The organism is Streptomyces sp. TG1A-60 (assembly GCF_037201975.1).
Taxonomy (GTDB): Bacteria; Actinomycetota; Actinomycetes; order Streptomycetales; family Streptomycetaceae; genus Streptomyces.
The window spans coordinates 2,150,082-2,171,060 of sequence record NZ_CP147520.1; the positions used below are offsets into that span (position 1 = coordinate 2,150,082).

Annotated in this window: 10 protein-coding genes, 1 tRNA gene, 3 rRNA genes and 3 pseudogenes; 2 read left to right on the forward strand and 15 right to left on the reverse strand. The window is 66.1% G+C overall.

Annotation, left to right across the window (positions count from 1 at the left end; genetic code table 11):
* The first annotated feature begins 345 nt into the window (after positions 1 to 345).
* The gene (locus WBG99_RS08655; RefSeq protein WP_338895774.1) at positions 346 to 3,090 is read left to right on the forward strand and encodes a SpoIIE family protein phosphatase; all 2,745 of its coding nucleotides are present in this window, start codon (positions 346 to 348) and stop codon (positions 3,088 to 3,090) included.
* Between the two features lie 92 nt (positions 3,091 to 3,182).
* On the opposite strand, the gene WBG99_RS08660 is transcribed toward WBG99_RS08655, so the two are convergent.
* From WBG99_RS08660 to WBG99_RS08705, 10 genes and pseudogenes are all read right to left on the reverse strand, one after another.
* Positions 3,183 to 3,258: transfer RNA gene (locus tag WBG99_RS08660), tRNA-Thr, on the reverse strand.
* 162 nt (positions 3,259 to 3,420) lie between these two features.
* Positions 3,421 to 4,083 (reverse strand): DegT/DnrJ/EryC1/StrS family aminotransferase, encoded by a 663-nt coding sequence (locus tag WBG99_RS08665; protein ID WP_338900265.1) that lies wholly within the window; start codon positions 4,081 to 4,083, stop codon positions 3,421 to 3,423.
* 111 nt (positions 4,084 to 4,194) lie between these two features.
* Positions 4,195 to 4,311, reverse strand: a 5S ribosomal RNA gene (gene rrf, locus WBG99_RS08670).
* Positions 4,312 to 4,396: 85 nt separating this feature from the next.
* Positions 4,397 to 7,518, reverse strand: a 23S ribosomal RNA gene (locus WBG99_RS08675).
* Positions 7,519 to 7,826: 308 nt separating this feature from the next.
* Positions 7,827 to 9,355: ribosomal RNA gene (locus WBG99_RS08680) — 16S ribosomal RNA — on the reverse strand.
* The 16S, 23S and 5S rRNA genes sit together here, the layout of an rRNA operon.
* A 502-nt stretch (positions 9,356 to 9,857) precedes the next feature.
* Positions 9,858 to 11,543, reverse strand: a complete 1,686-nt coding sequence (locus WBG99_RS08685; protein ID WP_338895775.1) for a ribonuclease J — start codon at positions 11,541 to 11,543, stop codon at positions 9,858 to 9,860.
* A gap of 150 nt (positions 11,544 to 11,693) precedes the next feature.
* Positions 11,694 to 12,593, reverse strand: a complete 900-nt coding sequence (gene dapA / locus WBG99_RS08690; RefSeq protein ID WP_338895776.1) for a 4-hydroxy-tetrahydrodipicolinate synthase — start codon at positions 12,591 to 12,593, stop codon at positions 11,694 to 11,696.
* Between the two features lie 211 nt (positions 12,594 to 12,804).
* Positions 12,805 to 13,254 (reverse strand): annotated as a pseudogene (thyX, locus tag WBG99_RS08695) (FAD-dependent thymidylate synthase); the annotation flags it as partial.
* Positions 13,255 to 13,266: 12 nt separating this feature from the next.
* Positions 13,267 to 14,184: pseudogene (locus WBG99_RS08700) on the reverse strand (HNH endonuclease); the annotation flags it as partial.
* Positions 14,164 to 14,454 (reverse strand): annotated as a pseudogene (locus WBG99_RS08705) (FAD-dependent thymidylate synthase); the annotation flags it as partial. The pseudogenes WBG99_RS08700 and WBG99_RS08705, both read right to left, overlap by 21 nt.
* A gap of 189 nt (positions 14,455 to 14,643) precedes the next feature.
* Between WBG99_RS08705 and WBG99_RS08710 the strand changes: the two are divergent.
* On the forward strand, positions 14,644 to 15,201 hold the full coding sequence (locus WBG99_RS08710) for a hypothetical protein (RefSeq protein WP_338895777.1): 558 nt from the start codon (positions 14,644 to 14,646) through the stop codon (positions 15,199 to 15,201).
* Between the two features lie 69 nt (positions 15,202 to 15,270).
* On the opposite strand, the gene WBG99_RS08715 is transcribed toward WBG99_RS08710, so the two are convergent.
* The 5 genes from WBG99_RS08715 to rpsO all read right to left on the reverse strand — a co-directional run bounded on the left by WBG99_RS08715 (position 15,271) and on the right by rpsO (position 20,765).
* Complete coding sequence (locus WBG99_RS08715) at positions 15,271 to 15,726, reverse strand: hypothetical protein (protein ID WP_338895778.1); 456 nt, start codon at positions 15,724 to 15,726, stop codon at positions 15,271 to 15,273.
* 16 nt (positions 15,727 to 15,742) lie between these two features.
* Positions 15,743 to 16,495, reverse strand: a complete 753-nt coding sequence (gene dapB, locus WBG99_RS08720) for a 4-hydroxy-tetrahydrodipicolinate reductase (protein ID WP_338895779.1) — start codon at positions 16,493 to 16,495, stop codon at positions 15,743 to 15,745.
* Positions 16,496 to 16,518: 23 nt separating this feature from the next.
* On the reverse strand, positions 16,519 to 17,898 hold the full coding sequence (locus tag WBG99_RS08725) for a pitrilysin family protein (RefSeq protein WP_338895780.1): 1,380 nt from the start codon (positions 17,896 to 17,898) through the stop codon (positions 16,519 to 16,521).
* Positions 17,895 to 20,111: a polyribonucleotide nucleotidyltransferase gene (locus WBG99_RS08730; protein WP_338895781.1), complete on the reverse strand. Its 2,217-nt coding sequence runs from the start codon at positions 20,109 to 20,111 to the stop codon at positions 17,895 to 17,897. Before WBG99_RS08730 ends, WBG99_RS08725 begins: the two co-directional genes overlap by 4 nt.
* Before the next feature lie 366 nt (positions 20,112 to 20,477).
* Positions 20,478 to 20,765: a 30S ribosomal protein S15 gene (gene rpsO, locus WBG99_RS08735; protein WP_338895782.1), complete on the reverse strand. Its 288-nt coding sequence runs from the start codon at positions 20,763 to 20,765 to the stop codon at positions 20,478 to 20,480.
* Positions 20,766 to 20,979 lie beyond the last annotated feature (214 nt).

Below are 20,979 nucleotides of genomic sequence, written 5' to 3' on the forward strand. Positions count from 1 at the left end.
TTCGCACTACTCGTACTGCTCATACCACTCGTACCACTTCGCACGCGGATACTTCTGCTCGGCAAACCGAGTGCCCACTCCCTGCCACGCTCGGAAGGCACTCGACTCGCCGAGCTTCTCCTGGAAGCCTGCCCAGTGTTTCACCATGGCCGAACCAGGCCATAACAGTTCGGCAGCTTCGCACACGGTCCGCACACCTCCGGACGGAAACACAGGCGACCGGCATCCGCTTGGACGGCGAAGGTAAGTAACCTTGCATGCGGCTGTCCAGCCATGCCGGTCCCGTCCGGCCTGGGCGGTGGCGCACGAGCACGAGCGGGCAGGCATCGGAGGGGCGGCCGCACCATGACCACCGGACTGCATCCCGGGGAGACTCCCCAGGACCCCAGGCCGACGGAGAACCAGCCTCTGCCACGGCAGGAGGCCGGCCGCGGGTTCCCGCACGACGAGAACCGGACAAGGAGTTCCGTGATCACCGCGCGCGCGGCCGCCAGCTTCGACCCCGTCTCGCGATCCGTCGCGACCGCCCGCTCGTTCGTCCGCGACACCCTGCAGGGCTGGGGGTTCGCCGATATCGTCGACGACGCCGTGGTCCTCACCAGCGAGCTGGTCACCAACGCGGTCGTCCACGCGGGCACCTCCGCCGACGTCCTCTGTCTGCGCTCGGAGGACGGCGTCCGCATCGAGGTCGCCGACAGATACCCCGAGCGTGAGATTCCTCTCCAGGGCAGCCACATCAACATGGGCAGCCTCGATCGCGAGGGCGGTCGCGGCCTCCAGCTGTGCGCGGCGATGGCCGGCCGCTGGGGCGTCGAGTACACCCCCACGCACAAGCAGGTCTGGTTCCAACTCGACCTCCCCGACCGCCCGGTGGGCACCCGCACTGCCGGCCCGTCCCTCCCCGCCCACCTGCTCCCGCTCGCCGACGGCCGGATCCGCGTGGCGGTCGTCCAGATCGACCGCTCGGGCGCGATCGGCGCCTGGAACGAGGACGCCGAGGAACTCTTCGGCTACGCCCCCGACCAGGTCATCGGCAAGCCCCTCACCGACCTCGCCGCCTGGCCGCACACGCCCGGCACCAGCACCGGCGTCGCCGAGGCCCTCAGACTCTCCCGCTGGGAGGGCAGTTACGGCATCCGCGGCGCAAACGGCCGTGTGACGCCGGTCTACGCCTCCCACCTCCGGGTACGCGACACGGCCGGCGACCCCTCCACTGTCTGCCTGCTCGTACGGGACCACGAGCGCGCCGTCCTGCAGACCCCCCTCCGTGTACCGGCCGGCGACACGGCCGGCTCCGGCGAGGGCCAGGCCGCGGACCCCTTCGAGGTCTTCATCGGCTCCCCGGCGCCGGACGACCTCGACGGCCTCCTCCAGCGCACGGTCGAGCGCGCCCGCGACATGCTCGACGGCGACTCCGCCTTCCTGCTCCTGGCCACCGACGACGAGACCGAGCTGGAGGTACGCGCCTCCACGGGCCTCCCCTCGGCCCGCCAGCGCTTCGCCCGCGTCCCCGTGGAGGCCGGCCCCGGCCGCTACGGCTCGGCCCGCATGCCCGCCGTCCACGACGACCTCCTGGCCGTCCCGGGCGCCGTCCCTCTCCTCAACGGCACCGGCATGCGCTCGGTCGTCACGGTCCCCCTCAAGGTCGAGGGCCGGCTCACGGGCTCTCTGGGCGTCGCCGCCGAGGCCCAGGGCCGCTACTCCAACGAGGAGGCCCTGCGCCTGCAGTTCGCCGCCGACCGGATCGCCCTGGCCGTGGAGTCGGCCCGTCTGGGTGAGCTGGAACGCCTGCGCCGCGGCTCCCTGTCGTTCCTGGTGGAGGCCTCCGACCTGCTCGCGGGTACCCTCGACCGCGACCAGACCCTGGCCCTCATGGCTCAGATGACGATCCCGACCCTCGCCACCTGGTGCGCGGTCTACACGATCGCCGACCAGGCCTCGGACCCGTACCTCAGTTACGTCCTGCACGAGGACGAGGACCTCATCGACGGCCTCAAGGCCCTCCTGTCAAAAATCCGCCCGCCGGAGCCCATCCCGACCCCGGGTGCCCGCGTCTGGACGGCCCCTGCCGAGGCGGCCCACCAGGCGGCCCTGCGCACCTCCATGCGCAGTCTCGGCCTCGGCGAACCCGCCACGGTCAGCTCGGGCATCGGCACGACGCTGGCGACGGCCTCGGCGGTGGGCGGCGAGACCGTCGTCCTCCCGCTCGTGGCCCGCAACCGCGTCATCGGCATGCTCACCCTCGGCAAGCCCACGGACGAGCACTTCCGCCAGGAGATCCTGGAGTTGGCGGAGGACTTGTCCCGCCGTGCCGCTCTCGCCCTGGACAACGCCCGCCTGTACTCGGAGCGCATGGCCATCAGCCAGTCCCTCCAGCGCAGCCTCCTCCCGCCGGAGCTCCCGGATATCGACGGCGTCGAGGTCGAGGTCATCTACCGCGCGGCCGGCGAGGGCAACGAGGTCGGCGGTGACTTCTACGATCTCTTCCCCATCCGCGACGGCGCGTACGGCTTCGCCATCGGCGACGTCTGCGGCACCGGCCCGGAGGCCGCCGCGGTCACCGGCCTGGCCCGCCACGCCCTGCGCCTGCTGGCCCGCGAGGGCTATGCCGGCCCCGCGGTCCTGGAGCGCCTCAACTCCGCGATCATCGACGAGGGCGCCCGCAGCCGCTTCCTGACGCTGCTGTACGGCGAGTTGTGGCCCCAGGAGGACGGCAGCGCCGTACTGAAGGTCGTCTGCGCCGGCCACCCGCTCCCGCTGCGCCTGCGCCAGGACGGCACGGTCGAGCCCGCCGCCGAACCCCAGGCTCTCCTTGGCGTCATGGAGGACCTGGAGCTGTACGAGCAGACGGTCACCCTGGACCCCGGTGACGTCCTCCTCTGCGTCACGGACGGCGTCACCGAACGCCGTGAAGGGACCCGCATGTTGGGCGATGACGGCCTCACCGAGGTCCTCACCACCTGCACGGGCCTCACGGCGGGCGCGGTCGCTGCCCGCGTCATGCGCGCGGTCGAACGCTTCGCCTCCGACGCCCCCTCGGACGACATGGCCATCCTGGCGATGCGCGTCCCGGGCCTCCACACGGACTGAGCGGCCCCAGCCCCGGAGAACCCGGGGCATGCCTGGACATGAGAAAAGGCCACCACCCACAAGGGTGGTGGCCTTTTCTGCTTGACTCCTACTGGAGCCCCCAAACGGAATCGAACCGTTGACCTTCTCCTTACCATGGAGACGCTCTACCGACTGAGCTATAGGGGCATGTCACCCGTTCGGGGCTTCCCTCACGGCAACGAGATAGATCATACCCCCAATCCGCCGATGTTTCGAACCGCCGGCCCACCGACAGGCTCCACGCGCCCCCGAGTTACCCCGCGCACCAGAACGTGGCGGCGACAGGCAACGTTCGCCTCCGTCGCAGCACTAGAACGCCGGTTGCAGCAGCCCACCGAGCGCATTACAGGCGGCCACCAGTCGCTGCAGCTCCCGCCGCGACATGTCACCCCCGATGGGCAGCGCCAGCGTCTCGTCGGCGGCCCGCTCGGTCTCCGGCAGATATACGTCCCGCCGGAATCCAGGCATACGATGCACCGGCGTCCTCACCGGCACGCTGCACTCGACTCCCTTGGTCCGCACCGCCCGAGCGAAGGCGTCCCGGTCCGGCCGCCCGTTCCCGGGCACGCGCACGACGTACTGCTGAAAGGTGTGCCCGCCGCAGTCCTCGGGTGTCCGTACGCCCTTCAGCTTCACACTGAGATACGCGGCCCGCTGCCGCCGCTCCCCCAGCTCACCGTACGGCGCCTCCGACTCTCCCTGCTCCAGCACCAACAGCCCGTTCCGCTCCCCGACTTGATGCAGCGCCTCGATGTCCGCCGACCGACCGAAGCGGTGTACGACGACCACAGCGACCGTCCGCGATGTCACTGCGGCCTCGACTGCCGAGGCGTCCAGGCAGTATGTCGCCGGTTCTATGTCGGCGAACACCGGTACAGCCCCTGTCAGGCTCACCGCCTGAGCGACCTCCGGGTTCCCGAACGCCGGCACGACCACCTCGTCACCGGCGCCTACACCTGTGGCCCTGAGCATTCCAACGGTACCCATGACTCGGATCCTGCTCGCGCGACGTGAACTCCAAGTAAAGCCCAACAAAAAGAGCTGGTCCCCGAACCGAAATTCGGGGACCAGCTCTCACTGTTTGTTCGGCGGCGTCCTACTCTCCCACAGGGTCCCCCCTGCAGTACCATCGGCGCTGTAAGGCTTAGCTTCCGGGTTCGGAATGTAACCGGGCGTTTCCCTCACGCTATGACCACCGAAACACTATGAAACAGTCAACCGCACCGCCGTGACCATGGCGGGGTTGTTCGTGGTTTCAGAACCAACACAGTGGACGCGAGCAACTGAGGACAAGCCCTCGGCCTATTAGTACCGGTCAGCTTCACCCATTACTGGGCTTCCACATCCGGCCTATCAACCCAGTCGTCTACTGGGAGCCTTAACCCCTCAGAGGGGGTGGGAGTCCTCATCTCGAAGCAGGCTTCCCGCTTAGATGCTTTCAGCGGTTATCCCTCCCGAACGTAGCCAACCAGCCATGCCCTTGGCAGGACAACTGGCACACCAGAGGTTCGTCCGTCCCGGTCCTCTCGTACTAGGGACAGCCCTTCTCAAGACTCCTACGCGCACAGCGGATAGGGACCGAACTGTCTCACGACGTTCTAAACCCAGCTCGCGTACCGCTTTAATGGGCGAACAGCCCAACCCTTGGGACCGACTCCAGCCCCAGGATGCGACGAGCCGACATCGAGGTGCCAAACCATCCCGTCGATATGGACTCTTGGGGAAGATCAGCCTGTTATCCCCGGGGTACCTTTTATCCGTTGAGCGACGGCGCTTCCACAAGCCACCGCCGGATCACTAGTCCCGACTTTCGTCCCTGCTCGACCCGTCGGTCTCACAGTCAAGCTCCCTTGTGCACTTACACTCACCACCTGATTACCAACCAGGCTGAGGGAACCTTTGGGCGCCTCCGTTACTCTTTGGGAGGCAACCGCCCCAGTTAAACTACCCATCAGACACTGTCCCCGATCCGGATCACGGACCCGGGTTAGACATCCAGCACGACCAGACTGGTATTTCAACGACGACTCCACAACCACTGGCGTGGCTGCTTCAAAGTCTCCCAGCTATCCTACACAAGCCGAACCGAACACCAATATCAAACTGTAGTAAAGGTCCCGGGGTCTTTCCGTCCTGCTGCGCGAAACGAGCATCTTTACTCGTAGTGCAATTTCACCGGGCCTATGGTTGAGACAGTCGAGAAGTCGTTACGCCATTCGTGCAGGTCGGAACTTACCCGACAAGGAATTTCGCTACCTTAGGATGGTTATAGTTACCACCGCCGTTTACTGGCGCTTAAGTTCTCAGCTTCGCCCACCCGAAAGTGAGCTAACCGGTCCCCTTAACGTTCCAGCACCGGGCAGGCGTCAGTCCGTATACATCGCCTTACGGCTTCGCACGGACCTGTGTTTTTAGTAAACAGTCGCTTCTCGCTGGTCTCTGCGGCCACCCCCAGCTCGAGGAGCAAGTCCTCTCACCAGTGATGGCCCCCCTTCTCCCGAAGTTACGGGGGCATTTTGCCGAGTTCCTTAACCATAGTTCACCCGAACGCCTCGGTATTCTCTACCTGACCACCTGAGTCGGTTTAGGGTACGGGCCGCCATGAAACTCGCTAGAGGCTTTTCTCGACAGCATAGGATCATCCACTTCACCACAATCGGCTCGGCATCAGGTCTCAGCCACATGTACGACGGATTTACCTGTCGCACGGCCTACACCCTTACCCCGGGACAACCACCGCCCGGGATGGACTACCTTCCTGCGTCACCCCATCACTCACCTACTGCAGGTCTGGTCCGTCGGCTCCACCACTCCCCTTTGCCCGAAGGCTCCGGGACGGCTTCACGGACTTAGCATCGCCTGGTTCAATGTTTGACGCTTCACAGCGGGTACCGGAATATCAACCGGTTATCCATCGACTACGCCTGTCGGCCTCGCCTTAGGTCCCGACTTACCCTGGGCAGATCAGCTTGACCCAGGAACCCTTAGTCAATCGGCGCAAACGTTTCTCACGTTTGTATCGCTACTCATGCCTGCATTCTCACTCGTGAACCGTCCACAACTCGCTTCCGCGGCTGCTTCACCCGGCACACGACGCTCCCCTACCCATCACAGCCGCCGTTGGGCGTACATGCTGCAATGACACGACTTCGGCGGTACGCTTGAGCCCCGCTACATTGTCGGCGCGGAATCACTAGACCAGTGAGCTATTACGCACTCTTTCAAGGGTGGCTGCTTCTAAGCCAACCTCCTGGTTGTCTCTGCGACTCCACATCCTTTCCCACTTAGCGTACGCTTAGGGGCCTTAGTCGATGCTCTGGGCTGTTTCCCTCTCGACCATGGAGCTTATCCCCCACAGTCTCACTGCCGCGCTCTCACTTACCGGCATTCGGAGTTTGGCTAAGGTCAGTAACCCGGTAGGGCCCATCGCCTATCCAGTGCTCTACCTCCGGCAAGAAACACACGACGCTGCACCTAAATGCATTTCGGGGAGAACCAGCTATCACGGAGTTTGATTGGCCTTTCACCCCTAACCACAGGTCATCCCCCAGGTTTTCAACCCTGGTGGGTTCGGTCCTCCACGACCTCTTACAGCCGCTTCAACCTGCCCATGGCTAGATCACTCCGCTTCGGGTCTTGAGCGTGCTACTGAAACGCCCTGTTCGGACTCGCTTTCGCTACGGCTACCCCACTCGGGTTAACCTCGCAACACACCGCAAACTCGCAGGCTCATTCTTCAAAAGGCACGCAGTCACGAGACAAGCACACGTGCTTGTCCGACGCTCCCACGGCTTGTAGGCACACGGTTTCAGGTACTATTTCACTCCGCTCCCGCGGTACTTTTCACCATTCCCTCACGGTACTATCCGCTATCGGTCACCAGGGAATATTTAGGCTTAACGGGTGGTCCCGCCAGATTCACACGGGATTTCTCGGGCCCCGTGCTACTTGGGTGTCTCTCAAACGAGCCGTTCATGTTTCAGCTACGGGGGTCTTACCCTCTACGCCGGACCTTTCGCATGTCCTTCGCCTACATCAACGGTTTCTCACTCGTCTCACAGCCGGCAGACTGTGAAAGAGAGATCCCACAACCCCGTATACGCAACCCCTGCCGGGTCTCACACGCATACGGTTTGGCCTCATCCAGTTTCGCTCGCCACTACTCCCGGAATCACGGTTGTTTTCTCTTCCTGCGGGTACTGAGATGTTTCACTTCCCCGCGTTCCCTCCACTTGCCCTATGTGTTCAGGCAAGGGTGACAGCCCATGACGACTGCCGGGTTTCCCCATTCGGACACCCCCGGATCAAAGCCTGGTTGACGACTCCCCGGGGCCTATCGTGGCCTCCCACGTCCTTCATCGGTTCCTGGTGCCAAGGCATCCACCGTGCGCCCTTAAAAACTTGGCCACAGATGCTCGCGTCCACTGTGCAGTTCTCAAACAACGACCAACCACCCATCACCCCGAACCAGAGCGGTCCGAGTGCACTGGGGCCGGCACTGAAGGCAGCCATACGGCCATACCCTCAGACACCCAACAGCGTGCCCGACACGATCAGTCGATGAGCTTCGCGTTCCACGCCGAAGCAGTACTAACGCTCTCACCCATACTGAACCGTGCCGAATAATCAACGTTCCACCCATGAGCAACCAGCATCAGACGTTCGCTGATGTCCTGGCCTCTGACCAGCCGAAGCCGGTAAGAAGTGCTCCTTAGAAAGGAGGTGATCCAGCCGCACCTTCCGGTACGGCTACCTTGTTACGACTTCGTCCCAATCGCCAGTCCCACCTTCGACAGCTCCCTCCCCACAAGGGGGTTGGGCCACCGGCTTCGGGTGTTACCGACTTTCGTGACGTGACGGGCGGTGTGTACAAGGCCCGGGAACGTATTCACCGCAGCACTGCTGATCTGCGATTACTAGCAACTCCGACTTCATGGGGTCGAGTTGCAGACCCCAATCCGAACTGAGACAGGCTTTTTGAGATTCGCTCCGCCTTACGGCCTCGCAGCTCATTGTACCTGCCATTGTAGCACGTGTGCAGCCCAAGACATAAGGGGCATGATGACTTGACGTCGTCCCCACCTTCCTCCGAGTTGACCCCGGCAGTCTCCTGTGAGTCCCCATCACCCCGAAAGGCATGCTGGCAACACAGAACAAGGGTTGCGCTCGTTGCGGGACTTAACCCAACATCTCACGACACGAGCTGACGACAGCCATGCACCACCTGTACACCGACCACAAGGGGGCGACCATCTCTGGCCGTTTCCGGTGTATGTCAAGCCTTGGTAAGGTTCTTCGCGTTGCGTCGAATTAAGCCACATGCTCCGCTGCTTGTGCGGGCCCCCGTCAATTCCTTTGAGTTTTAGCCTTGCGGCCGTACTCCCCAGGCGGGGAACTTAATGCGTTAGCTGCGGCACCGACGACGTGGAATGTCGCCAACACCTAGTTCCCACCGTTTACGGCGTGGACTACCAGGGTATCTAATCCTGTTCGCTCCCCACGCTTTCGCTCCTCAGCGTCAGTAATGGCCCAGAGATCCGCCTTCGCCACCGGTGTTCCTCCTGATATCTGCGCATTTCACCGCTACACCAGGAATTCCGATCTCCCCTACCACACTCTAGTCTGCCCGTATCGAATGCAGACCCGGGGTTAAGCCCCGGGCTTTCACATCCGACGCGACAGACCGCCTACGAGCTCTTTACGCCCAATAATTCCGGACAACGCTCGCGCCCTACGTATTACCGCGGCTGCTGGCACGTAGTTAGCCGGCGCTTCTTCTGCAGGTACCGTCACTTGCGCTTCTTCCCTGCTGAAAGAGGTTTACAACCCGAAGGCCGTCATCCCTCACGCGGCGTCGCTGCATCAGGCTTTCGCCCATTGTGCAATATTCCCCACTGCTGCCTCCCGTAGGAGTCTGGGCCGTGTCTCAGTCCCAGTGTGGCCGGTCGCCCTCTCAGGCCGGCTACCCGTCGTCGCCTTGGTGAGCCATTACCTCACCAACAAGCTGATAGGCCGCGGGCTCATCCTTCACCGCCGGAGCTTTCCACACCGAGGAGATGCCTCCCGGTGTCGTATCCGGTATTAGACCCCGTTTCCAGGGCTTGTCCCAGAGTGAAGGGCAGATTGCCCACGTGTTACTCACCCGTTCGCCACTAATCCCCACCGAAGTGGTTCATCGTTCGACTTGCATGTGTTAAGCACGCCGCCAGCGTTCGTCCTGAGCCAGGATCAAACTCTCCGTGAATGTGTACCCGTAATCGGGTGCAACACCACGAGAGCGGAACAGTCAGGCGGAATAAGCCCGACCGTTCACAGCGTCCTCGCTGTGTTTGTTTCAAAGGAACCTCGCCCCGACCGAAACCGGCCAGGAACGGGGTATCAACATATCTGGCGTTGATTTTTGGCACGCTGTTGAGTTCTCAAGGAACGGACGCTTCCTTTGTACTCACCCAAACCAACCGGCTCAGGCTTTCCTCCGGGCGCTTCCCTTCGGTCTTACGTTTCCGACTCTATCAGATCCTTTTCCGATCCGATTTCCTCGGCGCTTTCCAGGTTCCCGCTTCCGCGTTTCTCTTTCCGGCGGCTCCGACTTTATCAGAGGTTCTGAGTCGGCATTCCCGCCCGGTCCGGGGGCTCCTGGCGCACAGTTGCGTCGGGTTCCCCCTGGGCGGAGCCGTAAACGTACTGGAGCGGGGCGCCCCGATGCAAATCGAGGAGTCCCGCTCCAGGCAGGGGCTGACGGGGGGTCAGACCTCAACGACGACAGGGAGGATCATCGGCCTGCGCCGGTAGGTGTCGGAGACCCACTTGCCCAGGGTGCGGCGGATGAGCTGCTGCAGTTGGTGGGGCTCGACGACCCCGTCCTGTGCCGAACGCTCCAGGACTTCGGTGATCCGCGGGACGACCGCGCTGAAGGCAGAGTCCTCGATGCCGGAGCCTCGGGCCTGGATGTGCGGACCGCCGGTGATCTTGCCGGTGGAGGAGTCCATCACGACGAAGACGGAGATGATGCCCTCGTCGCCCAGGATCTTCCGGTCCTTGAGGGCCGGCTCGCCGACATCGCCGACCGAGAGGCCGTCGACATAGACGTAACCGGCCTGGACCTTGCCGGAGATCTTGGCCTTGCCCTCGATGAGGTCGACGACCACGCCGTCCTCGGCGATGACGATGCGGTCGTGCGGTACGCCCGTCATGGCGCCCAGTTCGGCGTTGGCGCGCAGATGACGCCATTCGCCGTGCACCGGCATCAGGTTCCTCGGACGGCAGATGTTGTAGAAGTACAACAGCTCGCCGGCCGAGGCGTGTCCGGAGACATGGACCTTGGCGTTGCCTTTGTGGACGACGTTGGCACCCCAGCGGGTCAGGCCGTTGATGACGCGGTAGACCGCGTTCTCGTTGCCGGGGATCAGGGAGGAGGCCAGGATCACCGTGTCGCCCTGGACGATGCGGATCTGGTGGTCCCGGTTGGCCATGCGGGACAGGGCGGCCATCGGTTCGCCCTGCGATCCGGTGCAGACGAGGACGATCTCATGGTCAGGCAGGTCGTCGAGCGTCTTGACGTCGACCACCAGGCCGGGCGAGACCTTCAGAAAGCCGAGGTCCCGGGCGATGCCCATGTTCCGGACCATCGAGCGGCCGACGAAGGCGACCCGGCGGCCGTGCTCATGGGCGGCGTCGAGGATCTGCTGGATGCGGTGGATGTGGCTGGCGAAGCTCGCCACGATGATCCGCTTGCGGGCACCCGCGAAGACCTGGCGCAGGACGTTGGAGATGTCTCGCTCCGGCGGAACGAACCCCGGGACCTCGGCGTTCGTTGAGTCGCAGAGAAGGAGGTCGATTCCCTCCTCGCTCAGCCGTGCGAATGCGTGCAGGTCCGTCAGCCGGTTGTCCAGCGGCAACTGGTCCATCTTGAAGTCGCCCGTGTGGACCACCATGCCCGCGGGGGTACGGATGGCCACGGCCAGGGCGTCCGGGATGGAGTGGTTGACCGCGACGAACTCGCAGTCGAAGGGGCCGATACGCTCGCGGTTCCCCTCCGCCACCTCAAGGGTGTATGGGCGGATGCGGTGCTCCTGGAGCTTCGCCTCGATGAGGGCGAGGGTCAGCCTGGAGCCGATCAGCGGGATGTCCGGCTTCTCGCGGAGCAGATACGGGACCGCGCCGATGTGGTCCTCGTGACCATGCGTGAGGACGATGCCCTCGATGTCGTCGAGGCGGTCCCTGACGGATGAGAAGTCCGGCAGGATCAGGTCGATTCCGGGCTGCTCCTCCTCGGGGAAGAGCACTCCGCAGTCGACGATCAGCAGACGGCCGCCGTACTCGAAGACGGTCATGTTGCGGCCGATCTCACCCAGGCCGCCGAGCGGGGTGACCCGGAGGCCGCCTTCGGTGAGGACCGGCGGCGGGCCGAGTTCAGGATGCGGATGACTCAAAAGACTCTCCTCACCACGCGCGCCACGTACCTCTGTGGCACGTGGCGCGCATGACGTTCGTGCAAATGCAGTTGTGGATGTGGACGCAGGCGCATCGTCCTGCTTATTCAGTTGTGAAGTCAGGTTTGTCGTGCAGTACGAAGTCCGATGTCAGAGCTGTACCCCGCCGGCGCCAAGATCGATCTTGAGCTGGGCGATCTCAGCGGGTGAGAGCTCCACCATGGGAGCGCGCAACGGTCCGGCGGGCAGACCCTGGAGGGCGAGCGCCGCCTTGGTGGTCATCACGCCCTGGGTGCGGAACATGCCGGTGAAGACCGGGAGCAACTTCTGGTGGATCTCGGTGGCCTTCTGGACGTCACCGGAGACGTACGCCTCGACGAGGGAGCGCAGCTCGGGGGTGACGACGTGGCCGACGACCGAGACGAAGCCGACCGCGCCCACGGAGAGCAGCGGCAGGTTCAGCATGTCGTCGCCGGAGTACCAGGCGAGGCCGGAGCGTGCGATGGCCCAGCTGGCGCGGCCGAGGTCGCCCTTGGCGTCCTTGTTGGCGACGATGCGGGGATGCTCGGCGAGGCGGACGATCGTCTCGGTGTCGATCGGGACACCACTGCGACCGGGGATGTCGTAGAGCATGACGGGCAGGTCGGCCGCGTCGGCAATCGCCTTGAAGTGGCGGTACAGGCCCTCCTGTGGGGGCTTGTTGTAGTACGGCGTGACGACGAGGAGCCCGTGGGCGCCGACTCTGTCGGCGGCGCGGGCCAGCCCGATGCTGTGCCGGGTGTCGTTCGTGCCGACGCCGGCGATGATGTGGGCGCGGTCGCCGACGGCTTCGAGGACGGCTCGTACCAGGTCCGATTTCTCCGCGTCACCGGTGGTGGGGGACTCGCCGGTGGTGCCATTGATGACCAGGCCGTCGTTGCCTGCGTCCACCAGGTGGGTGGCGAGCCGCTGCGCGCCGTCGAGGTCGAGTGCGCCGTCCGCCGTGAAGGGCGTGACCATGGCGGTGAGGACCCGCCCGAAGGGGGTCTGCGGAGTCGAGGTCGGAGCCATGGGTAACACGCTACTCGCTGCTCAGGTCCCGGTCTGCCCTCGGGGGGCGGTAAAAGTCAGGACAAATGCGGAGCCCGGCACTGCCTGCTCGGGGGTTCAAGCAGTGCCGGGTCCGTTTGATCAGGCTAGATGAACTTCACGAAATGCCGCAATACGGACACTTCGCTCGACTGATCCGTACATCTGTGCCTGGCCGAAAGTCGCCGGTACGCTACGGGGCCACCCGGCCGTTCGCGTTGAACGCGGCATGCGTGAGCGGCATGAGCTTCGCCCACTCCGCCTCCATCCTCTCGCCTACCATCTCGATCTCCCGCTGCGGGAAGGACGGGACCTTGGCGAGCTCGTGCTGCGTGCGCAGGCCGAGGAAGTGCATCAGCGAGCGGGCGTTGCAGGTGGCGTACATCGAGGAGAACAGGCCTACGGGAAGCACGGCGCGGGCGACCTCGCGGGCGACACCTGCGGCGAGCATCTCCTGGTACGCCTCGTACGCGTGGACGTACGAGTCCTCCATGACACGGCCGACCAGCTCCTGCTGGGCCCGGGTGCCCTCGACGAAGACGTACTTGCCGGGGCGGCCCTCCTGGACGAGCTTGCGGGACTCGTCGGGGACGTAGAAGTGGGGCTGGAGTTCCCTGTACCGCCCGGACTCCTCGTTGTAGGAGTTGTGGACGACGATTCCGTTCGCGAGGAAGTTGTGCCAGGGGCCCTCGACGGAAAGGTCGTATGTCATCTCCTCGCCGTCCTGTTCGATGGTGAGGATCCGGTCCGGAACGGCTGTGGCGATCTTGCCCTCGCGCTGGGCCAAGGCCTGCTCTCCCGCGCTCTTGACCGAGTGACAGGGCTCGCACGCGGGCGCGAGGTTCGTCTCGTCCAGAGCCTGAGTCAGGTCACCGGCGACGGGGACCAGGTGGTCCAGGGCAAGCTCCGCGCGGGGGAAGTCCTGACCGCAGAGGTGACAGGTGTCGGTCTCCTTGATCAGCCGCTCTCGTTGCATGGAGGCCCATACCCCGATGCCCCGCCGGAGGCTCGGCGGGACCAGTGCCTGCGACGGGCGCGGCGCGGTGCGCGCCGCCATCACCGCGTCCCCGACAGCCAGTTCCCCGGCCTTGCACCAGCCTTCGGGCGTGAACACCGCGTGATCGGCCGTGCAGCGAAGCGTCTTTCCGGATTCCGTGGTGATCTTGATAAGTGATTTCACCCCGGACTGGATGACGTCGACGATCCTGGCCCGCTGGGCGAGCAGCGTCTCTTCGTCATAGCAGCGCACGTGGTTACGACGGACCGATTCGAGCTTCCGCAGGCGCGTGCCGGGGTGCGGTTCCCGGAACTCCGCCACGGCCGACTCGGCTGCCTCACGGCTCTCGTACAGGCCGAGGTAGTGGTTCTTCTCGCCGCGACGGACCTGGGTCATCCACTTTCCGGCCCGGCTGTGCCAGGTCACGCCACCGGCGGAATGAGGAAGCCGGTCCTCGACTCCGAGGTGCCAGAGCTCGTGGAGCTCGGCGATGGTGCGCTGCCGAGGATTGCCGGCCTCGCTCTCCAAGGTGATCTCGGTGTCGCCGGCCATGCACCAGCCGACGCGGTGGCGCATGAACTCGCGGAAGACGAAGATCGGGGCGCTGATGAAGAAGGTCATCGAGTTGTGCTCGAAGGGGCTGCCGTGCCGGTCCCGCATCAGGTAGTTGATCAGGCCCTTGGAGCGCTCGGGGTCCTTCTTCAACTCGTCCAGGGACTGCTCGCCCGCGGTGGAGACCCGGGCGGCCCACAGCACGTCCGAGTCTGCCGCGCTGTGCTTCACCAGTTCGACGGTGACATCGCTGCGGAAGCTGGGTTTGAGGTCGTCGTCGGGGATGTCGGTCACGGCTCGGAGGGTCCTTCCCATTGCTGCTCTCGGGCGGCGCCCACTCTACGGCCCGGCACGACAAGCGGCCCGGATAGCCGGAATTGCCCCTTCTTGTGCCCCCGTTGGCCCCCCGAAGGTGGTGAGTGGACATCCGGCTGGGTAGCCTCACCGGGCGAAACCTCTGTGTGGATCGAGTGAGGACCAGCCGTGCCCCTGCCCTTCCTGACCGCCGACCGCGCCTTCGACCAGGCAGTGGACGAAGCGCTGCCGTTCGACGACCGGGACCGCTGGCGGCGCCCCTACCGGCCCGGTCCGTGGCGGGTCGGCGCGGCCGCCCTCCTGCTGCTGCTCGCGTCGTACGCGCTGGTCGCCGCGGTCATCATCGCGGCTGCCGAGACGCCGCAGGCGGGCGCGGTCTGCTTGGGGGTGGCACTGTTCGTCATCGTCTGCGCCCTGCGGCTGCTGCGGGTCGGCATCTGGGTGAGCGCTCGGGGCGTGCGCAAGGTGGGCTTCTTCAGCACGCGGACGGCGTCCTGGGAGCACATCGTCTCGGTGCGCACCACGCAGCAGCCGGTGCGGTGGCTGGGGCTGCCGCGGACCGTGCAGGGGCAAGCGCTGCTCCTCGTCCGCAAGGACCGTGCGCCGGAGGCCGTGGGGCAGCTGATGACCTCGCACAACGCCGACTTCCTGGCGCGGACGGAGGCCTTCGACCGGGCGGCCGACACGATCGAGGCGTGGGCCGCGGAGTACGGGCGCGCCGCGTAGTCGGGCGTGTGGGTGAGGGGCCGGTCCGCGTGGGCGACCGGCCCCTCACCCCGTGTGGAGGAAGCGGGATCAGGCGGCCGGCGCGGGCCTGCCGTCGTGGAGGGCGATGGCCCGCTGCATGGCCTTGCGGGCCCGCGAGGTGTCACGGGCGTCGTGGTAGGCGATCGCGAGGCGGAACCAGGTACGCCAGTCGTCGGGGGCGTCCTCGGTCTCCGCCTTGCGCCGCGCGAAGACCTCGTCGGCCGCCTCACGGTCGATGCGCCCGCTCGGGGTGCGCTTCAAGTCGTCGACGGGAAGGCCGTCTTCGGCGTCGAGTTCGGCGGCGAGCTGGTTGGCCCTGCGGACGAACTGGGTGTTCTTCCACAGGAACCAGACGCCGATCGCCGGGAGGACGAGCACGGCGACGCCGAAGGCGATCGTGACCGGCGTGCCGGTCTCTATGAGCAGGACCCCGCGGCTGCCGACCAGGACGAAGTAGACGACCAGGACGGCAGCCGTGAGGGTGTAGGTGATCTTCGCGCGCATGATCTTTGCCGGCCGATCAGCCCAGGTCGAGGAAGTGTTCGAGGCCGAAGGTGAGGCCCGGCGTCGTCACCACGCGGCGGGCGCCGAGCAGGATGCCCGGCATGAAGCTGCTGTGGTGGAGGGAGTCGTGCCGGACGGTCAGGGTCTCGCCCTCGCCGCCGAGCAGGACCTCCTGGTGGGCGAGCAGGCCGCGCAGGCGTACGGCGTGGACGGGCACGCCGTCGACGTCGGCTCCCCGCGCGCCGTCCAGGGCCGTGGCCGTGGCGTCCGGTGCCGGGGCGGTGCCGGCCGCGCGGCGGGCCTCGGCGATGAGCTGGGCGGTGCGGGTGGCGGTGCCGGAGGGGGCGTCGACCTTGTTCGGGTGGTGCAGCTCGACGACCTCGACGGACTCGAAGTAGGGCGCGGCGATCTGCGCGAACTTCATGGTCAGGACGGCCCCGATGGAGAAGTTGGGCGCGATGAGCACACCGGTCTCCGGGGACCCGTCCAGCCAGTTCCTGAGCTGCGCGAGGCGTTCGTCTGTCCAGCCCGTGGTCCCGACGACCGCGTGGATGCCGTGGCGGACGCAGAAGTCGAGGTTGTCCATGACCGAGGCGGGGGTGGTCAGTTCGACGGCGACCTGGGCGCCGGACTCGGCCAGCGTCTCCAGCTTGTCGCCCCTGCTCAGGGCGGCGACCAGTTCCATGTCCTCGGCGGCCTCGACGGCCCGTACGGCCTCGGAGCCGATGCGGCCCTGAGCACCGAGGACCGCCACGCGCAGCTTGCTCATTGCTTGGTTCCTTAACTGGGGTGTTAGGCGACGGCTTCGTGCAGACGGGACGCCTGCTTGTCCTTGAGCGGGCCGATCACCGACAGGGAGGGGCGGTGTCCCAGGATCTCGCGGGCCACGGCACGGATCTCGTCCGGGGTCACCATGGCTATCCGGGTCAGCATCTCGTCGACCGACATCTGCTCGCCCCAGCACAGCTCGCTCTTGCCGATGCGGTTCATGAGGGCACCGGTGTCCTCCAGGCCGAGGACCGTGGAGCCGCGGAGCTGGCCGATGGCTCGCTCGATCTCGTCGTCCGGCAGCCCGTGCTCGGCGACCTGGTCGAGCTCGTCCCGGCAGATCTTCAGCACGTCGTGCACCTGGGACGGGCGGCAGCCGGCGTAGACGCCGAAGAGGCCGCAGTCGGCGAAGCCGGACGTGTACGAGTACACGCTGTAGGCAAGGCCGCGCTTCTCCCGGACCTCCTGGAAGAGGCGGGAGGACATGCCGCCGCCGAGCGCGGTGTTGAGCACGCCGAGGGCCCAGCGGCGCTCGTCGGTGCGGGCGAGGCCGGGCATGCCGAGGACGACGTGCGCCTGCTCGGTCTTGCGGCCGATGAGCTCGACCCGGCCGGCCGTACGGAGGCCGCGGCGGCCGTCGCGCGGGGCGATCGGGGCGGCGTCGGCGCGGGTGAGGGCGCCCGCGCTCCCGAAGGCCGCGCGGACCTGTCGTACGACCTTGTTGTGGTCGATGTTGCCGGCGCAAGCGACCACGAGGTGGGTCGGGTCGTAGTGCTTCTTGTAGAAACGGCGGATGCGGTCGGCGGTGAGCGCGTTGACCGTGTCGACCGTGCCGAGGACGGGGCGGCCGAGGGGGGTGTCGCCGAACATGGTGTGCGCGAACAGATCGTGCACACAGTCGCCCGGGTCGTCCTCGGTCATCGCGATCTCTTCGAGGATGGCACCGCGTTCGACGTCGACGTCCTCCTCGCGGATGAGCGAGCCGGTGAGCATGTCACAGACCGTGTCGATGGCGAGCGGCAGGTCGGTGTCGAGCACGCGCGCGTAGTAGCACGTGTACTCCTTCGCCGTGAACGCGTTCATCTCGCCCCCGACCGCGTCGATCGCGGAGGAGATGTCGAGCGCGCTACGCCGTGACGTGCCCTTGAAGAGCAGGTGCTCCAGGTAGTGCGTGGCGCCGTTCAGCGCCGGCGTCTCGTCGCGGGAGCCGACGTGCGCCCAGATGCCGAAGGTCGCGGAGCGCACGGAGGGCAGGGTCTCGGTGACCACGCGGAGGCCGCCGGGCAGGGTGGTCTTGCGGACCGTACCGATGCCGCCCGCGCCCTTGATGAGGGTTTGGGTACGGGCGACGGCCCGCGCCTCCGAAGAGGTGCGGGCCGTCGCCGTGGAGCTACTCGACGTCACTGGTCGGTGTCGTCCTTCTTCTCGTCGTCGCCTTCGCCCTCGATCACGGGGATGAGGGAGAGCTTGCCGCGGGAGTCGATCTCGGCGATCTCGACCTGGACCTTGGCGCCCACGCCGAGCACGTCCTCGACGTTCTCCACGCGCTTGCCGCCGGCGAGCTTGCGGATCTGCGAGATGTGCAGCAGTCCGTCCTTGCCCGGGAGCAGCGACACGAACGCACCGAAGGTCGTCGTCTTCACGACGGTGCCCAGGTAGCGCTCGCCGACCTCCGGCATGGTCGGGTTGGCGATGCCGTTGATCGTGGCGCGGGCGGCCTCGGCCTGCGAGCCGACCTGGGCACCGATGTAGATGGTGCCGTCGTCCTCGATCGTGATCTCGGCGCCGGTGTCCTCCTGGATCTGGTTGATCATCTTGCCCTTCGGGCCGATGACCTCACCGATCTTGTCCACGGGGATCTTGACGGTGATGATCCGCGGGGCGTTGGGGGACATCTCGTCCGGGGTGTCGATCGCTTCCATCATCACGTCGAGGATGTGGAGGCGGGCGTCACGGGCCTGCTTGAGGGCGGCGGCCAGGACGGAGGCCGGGATGCCGTCCAGCTTGGTGTCGAGCTGGAGGGCGGTCACGAACTCCTTGGTGCCGGCGACCTTGAAGTCCATGTCGCCGAAGGCGTCCTCCGCACCGAGGATGTCGGTGAGGGCGACGTAGTGCGTCTCGCCGTTGATCTCCTGGGAGATCAGGCCCATGGCGATACCGGCGACGGGGGCCTTCAGCGGCACACCGGCGTTCAGCAGCGACATGGTGGAGGCGCATACGGAGCCCATGGACGTCGAGCCGTTGGAGCCGAGGGCCTCGGACACCTGACGGATCGCGTAGGGAAACTCCTCGCGCGTCGGCAGGACCGGCACGATGGCGCGCTCGGCGAGGGCGCCATGGCCGATCTCGCGGCGCTTCGGGGAGCCGACGCGGCCCGTCTCGCCGACGGAGTAGGGCGGGAAGTTGTAGTTGTGCATGTAGCGCTTGCGGGTCACCGGGGAGAGGGTGTCCAGCATCTGCTCCATGCGGAGCATGTTGAGGGTGGTGACGCCCAGGATCTGGGTCTCGCCACGCTCGAACAGCGCCGAGCCGTGCACACGCGGGATGGCCTCGACCTCGGCGGCGAGCGTACGGATGTCCGTGACGCCACGGCCGTCGATGCGCTTCTTCTCCTTGATGACGCGCTCACGGACCAGGGACTTGGTCAGCGAGCGGTACGCGGCGGAGATCTCCTTCTCGCGGCCCTCGAACTGCGGGAGCAGCTTCTCGGCGGCCAGACCCTTGACGCGGTCCAGCTCCGCCTCGCGCTCCTGCTTGCCCGCGATGGTGAGGGCCCGGGAGAGCTCGTCCTTGACGGCGACGGTGAGCGCCTCCAGGACGTCGTCCTGGTGGTCGAGGAAGACCGGGAACTCTCCGGTCGGCTTGGCGGCCTTCGAGGCGAGGTCGGCCTGGGCCTTGCAGAGCACCTTGATGAAGGGCTTCGCGGCGTCCAGACCGGCGGCGACGACCTCCTCGGTCGGCGCCTCGGCGCCGCCCTGGACAAGCTGGATCGTCTTCTCGGTCGCCTCGGCCTCGACCATCATGATCGCGACGTCGCCGTCCTCCAGGACACGGCCGGCGACGACCATGTCGAAGACGGCGTCCTCGAGCTCGGTGTGCGTCGGGAAGGCCACCCACTGGCCATTGATCAGCGCGACGCGGACACCGCCGATCGGGCCGGAGAAGGGCAGACCGGCCAGCTGCGTGGACGCGGACGCGGCGTTGATCGCGACGACGTCGTACAGGTGGTCGGGGTTGAGCGCCATGATCGTGGCGACGACCTGGATCTCGTTGCGCAGGCCCTTCCTGAAGGACGGGCGCAGCGGGCGGTCGATGAGGCGGCAGGTGAGGATGGCGTCCTCGGAGGGCCGGCCCTCACGACGGAAGAAGGAGCCGGGGATCTTGCCGGCCGCGTACATGCGCTCCTCGACGTCCACCGTGAGGGGGAAGAAGTCGAGCTGGTCCTTGGGGTTCTTGGAGGCGGTGGTGGCCGACAGCACCATGGTGTCGTCGTCCAGGTACGCCACGGCGGAGCCGGCGGCCTGCTTGGCCAGGCGGCCCGTCTCGAAACGGATGGTGCGGGTGCCGAAGGAGCCGTTGTCGATGACGGCCTCGGCGTAGTGGGTCTCGTTCTCCACTAGTGTTCTCTCCTCGTCTTCGTCCCTGGTCCTGCCCGTGTGGCAGGGGGACGGTGGCGGAGAGGCGCGCCGTCTGGTGCGGGCCGGTCTTCGATCGAAGCCCTCGGGGTGCACTTTCCCCGGGAGCCACTACCGAGGACCGGCGGCGGCGAGGTGCGCTTCTCCTCGTTCGGTGTGCGTGCGGCCACCCGTGTCCGGGGCCTCACGCTGTGTCGTACATAGTGCGTTGTGGTACCACACTACAAAGGGGCGGTGACACTCCGCACGTTTCCGCACGTACGGCATGGTCCGTACCCACGTCATGGCCCACGTACGGCGAAGGGAGCGGCCCCCGATCGTTTCGGGAACCGCTCCCTTCACGGTGTCCTACTTGGCGCCCGCCGCACCGCGGCGGATGCCGAGGCGGTCGACCAGCACACGGAAGCGCTGGATGTCCTTCTTGGCGAGGTACTGCAGCAGACGGCGACGCTGACCGACCAGGATCAGCAGACCACGGCGGGAGTGGTGGTCGTGCTTGTGGGTCTTGAGGTGCTCGGTCAGGTCCGAGATGCGGCGGGAGAGCATCGCGACCTGGACCTCGGGGGAGCCGGTGTCGCCCTCCTTGGTACCGAACTCGCTGATGATCTGCTTCTTCGTAGCGGCGTCGAGCGACACGCGATACTCCTCATGAGTCTCGTTGATGCCACCGAGTGCCCCTGGTCTGCGTCTCAGGGGGGCTTCTGTGACTCGGGTGGCGGAGTCCGTCGGCGCTGTCTCCGGGGTCCCTGGGGGAGTTCGGAGGTGCGTACACAGACGGCCGTCACACAGGGTACCAGGGTGGAGACACGGGCTTGTCCGGGGGCCGGTCAGCTCTGGCGAGGGCGACGCT

What these genes read in the sequence shown, in the direction of transcription:
- WBG99_RS08655 (WP_338895774.1), top strand. Translation starts at nt 346, where the DNA reads ATGACCACCGGACTGCATCCCGGGGAGACTCCCCAGGACCCCAGGCCG.
- dapA (WP_338895776.1), bottom strand. Translation starts at nt 12,593, where the DNA reads ATGGCTCCGACCTCGACTCCGCAGACCCCCTTCGGGCGGGTCCTCACC.
- dapB (WP_338895779.1), bottom strand. Translation starts at nt 16,495, where the DNA reads ATGAGCAAGCTGCGCGTGGCGGTCCTCGGTGCTCAGGGCCGCATCGGC.
- WBG99_RS08665 (WP_338900265.1), bottom strand. Translation starts at nt 4,083, where the DNA reads ATGCTCAGGGCCACAGGTGTAGGCGCCGGTGACGAGGTGGTCGTGCCG.
- WBG99_RS08715 (WP_338895778.1), bottom strand. Translation starts at nt 15,726, where the DNA reads ATGCGCGCGAAGATCACCTACACCCTCACGGCTGCCGTCCTGGTCGTC.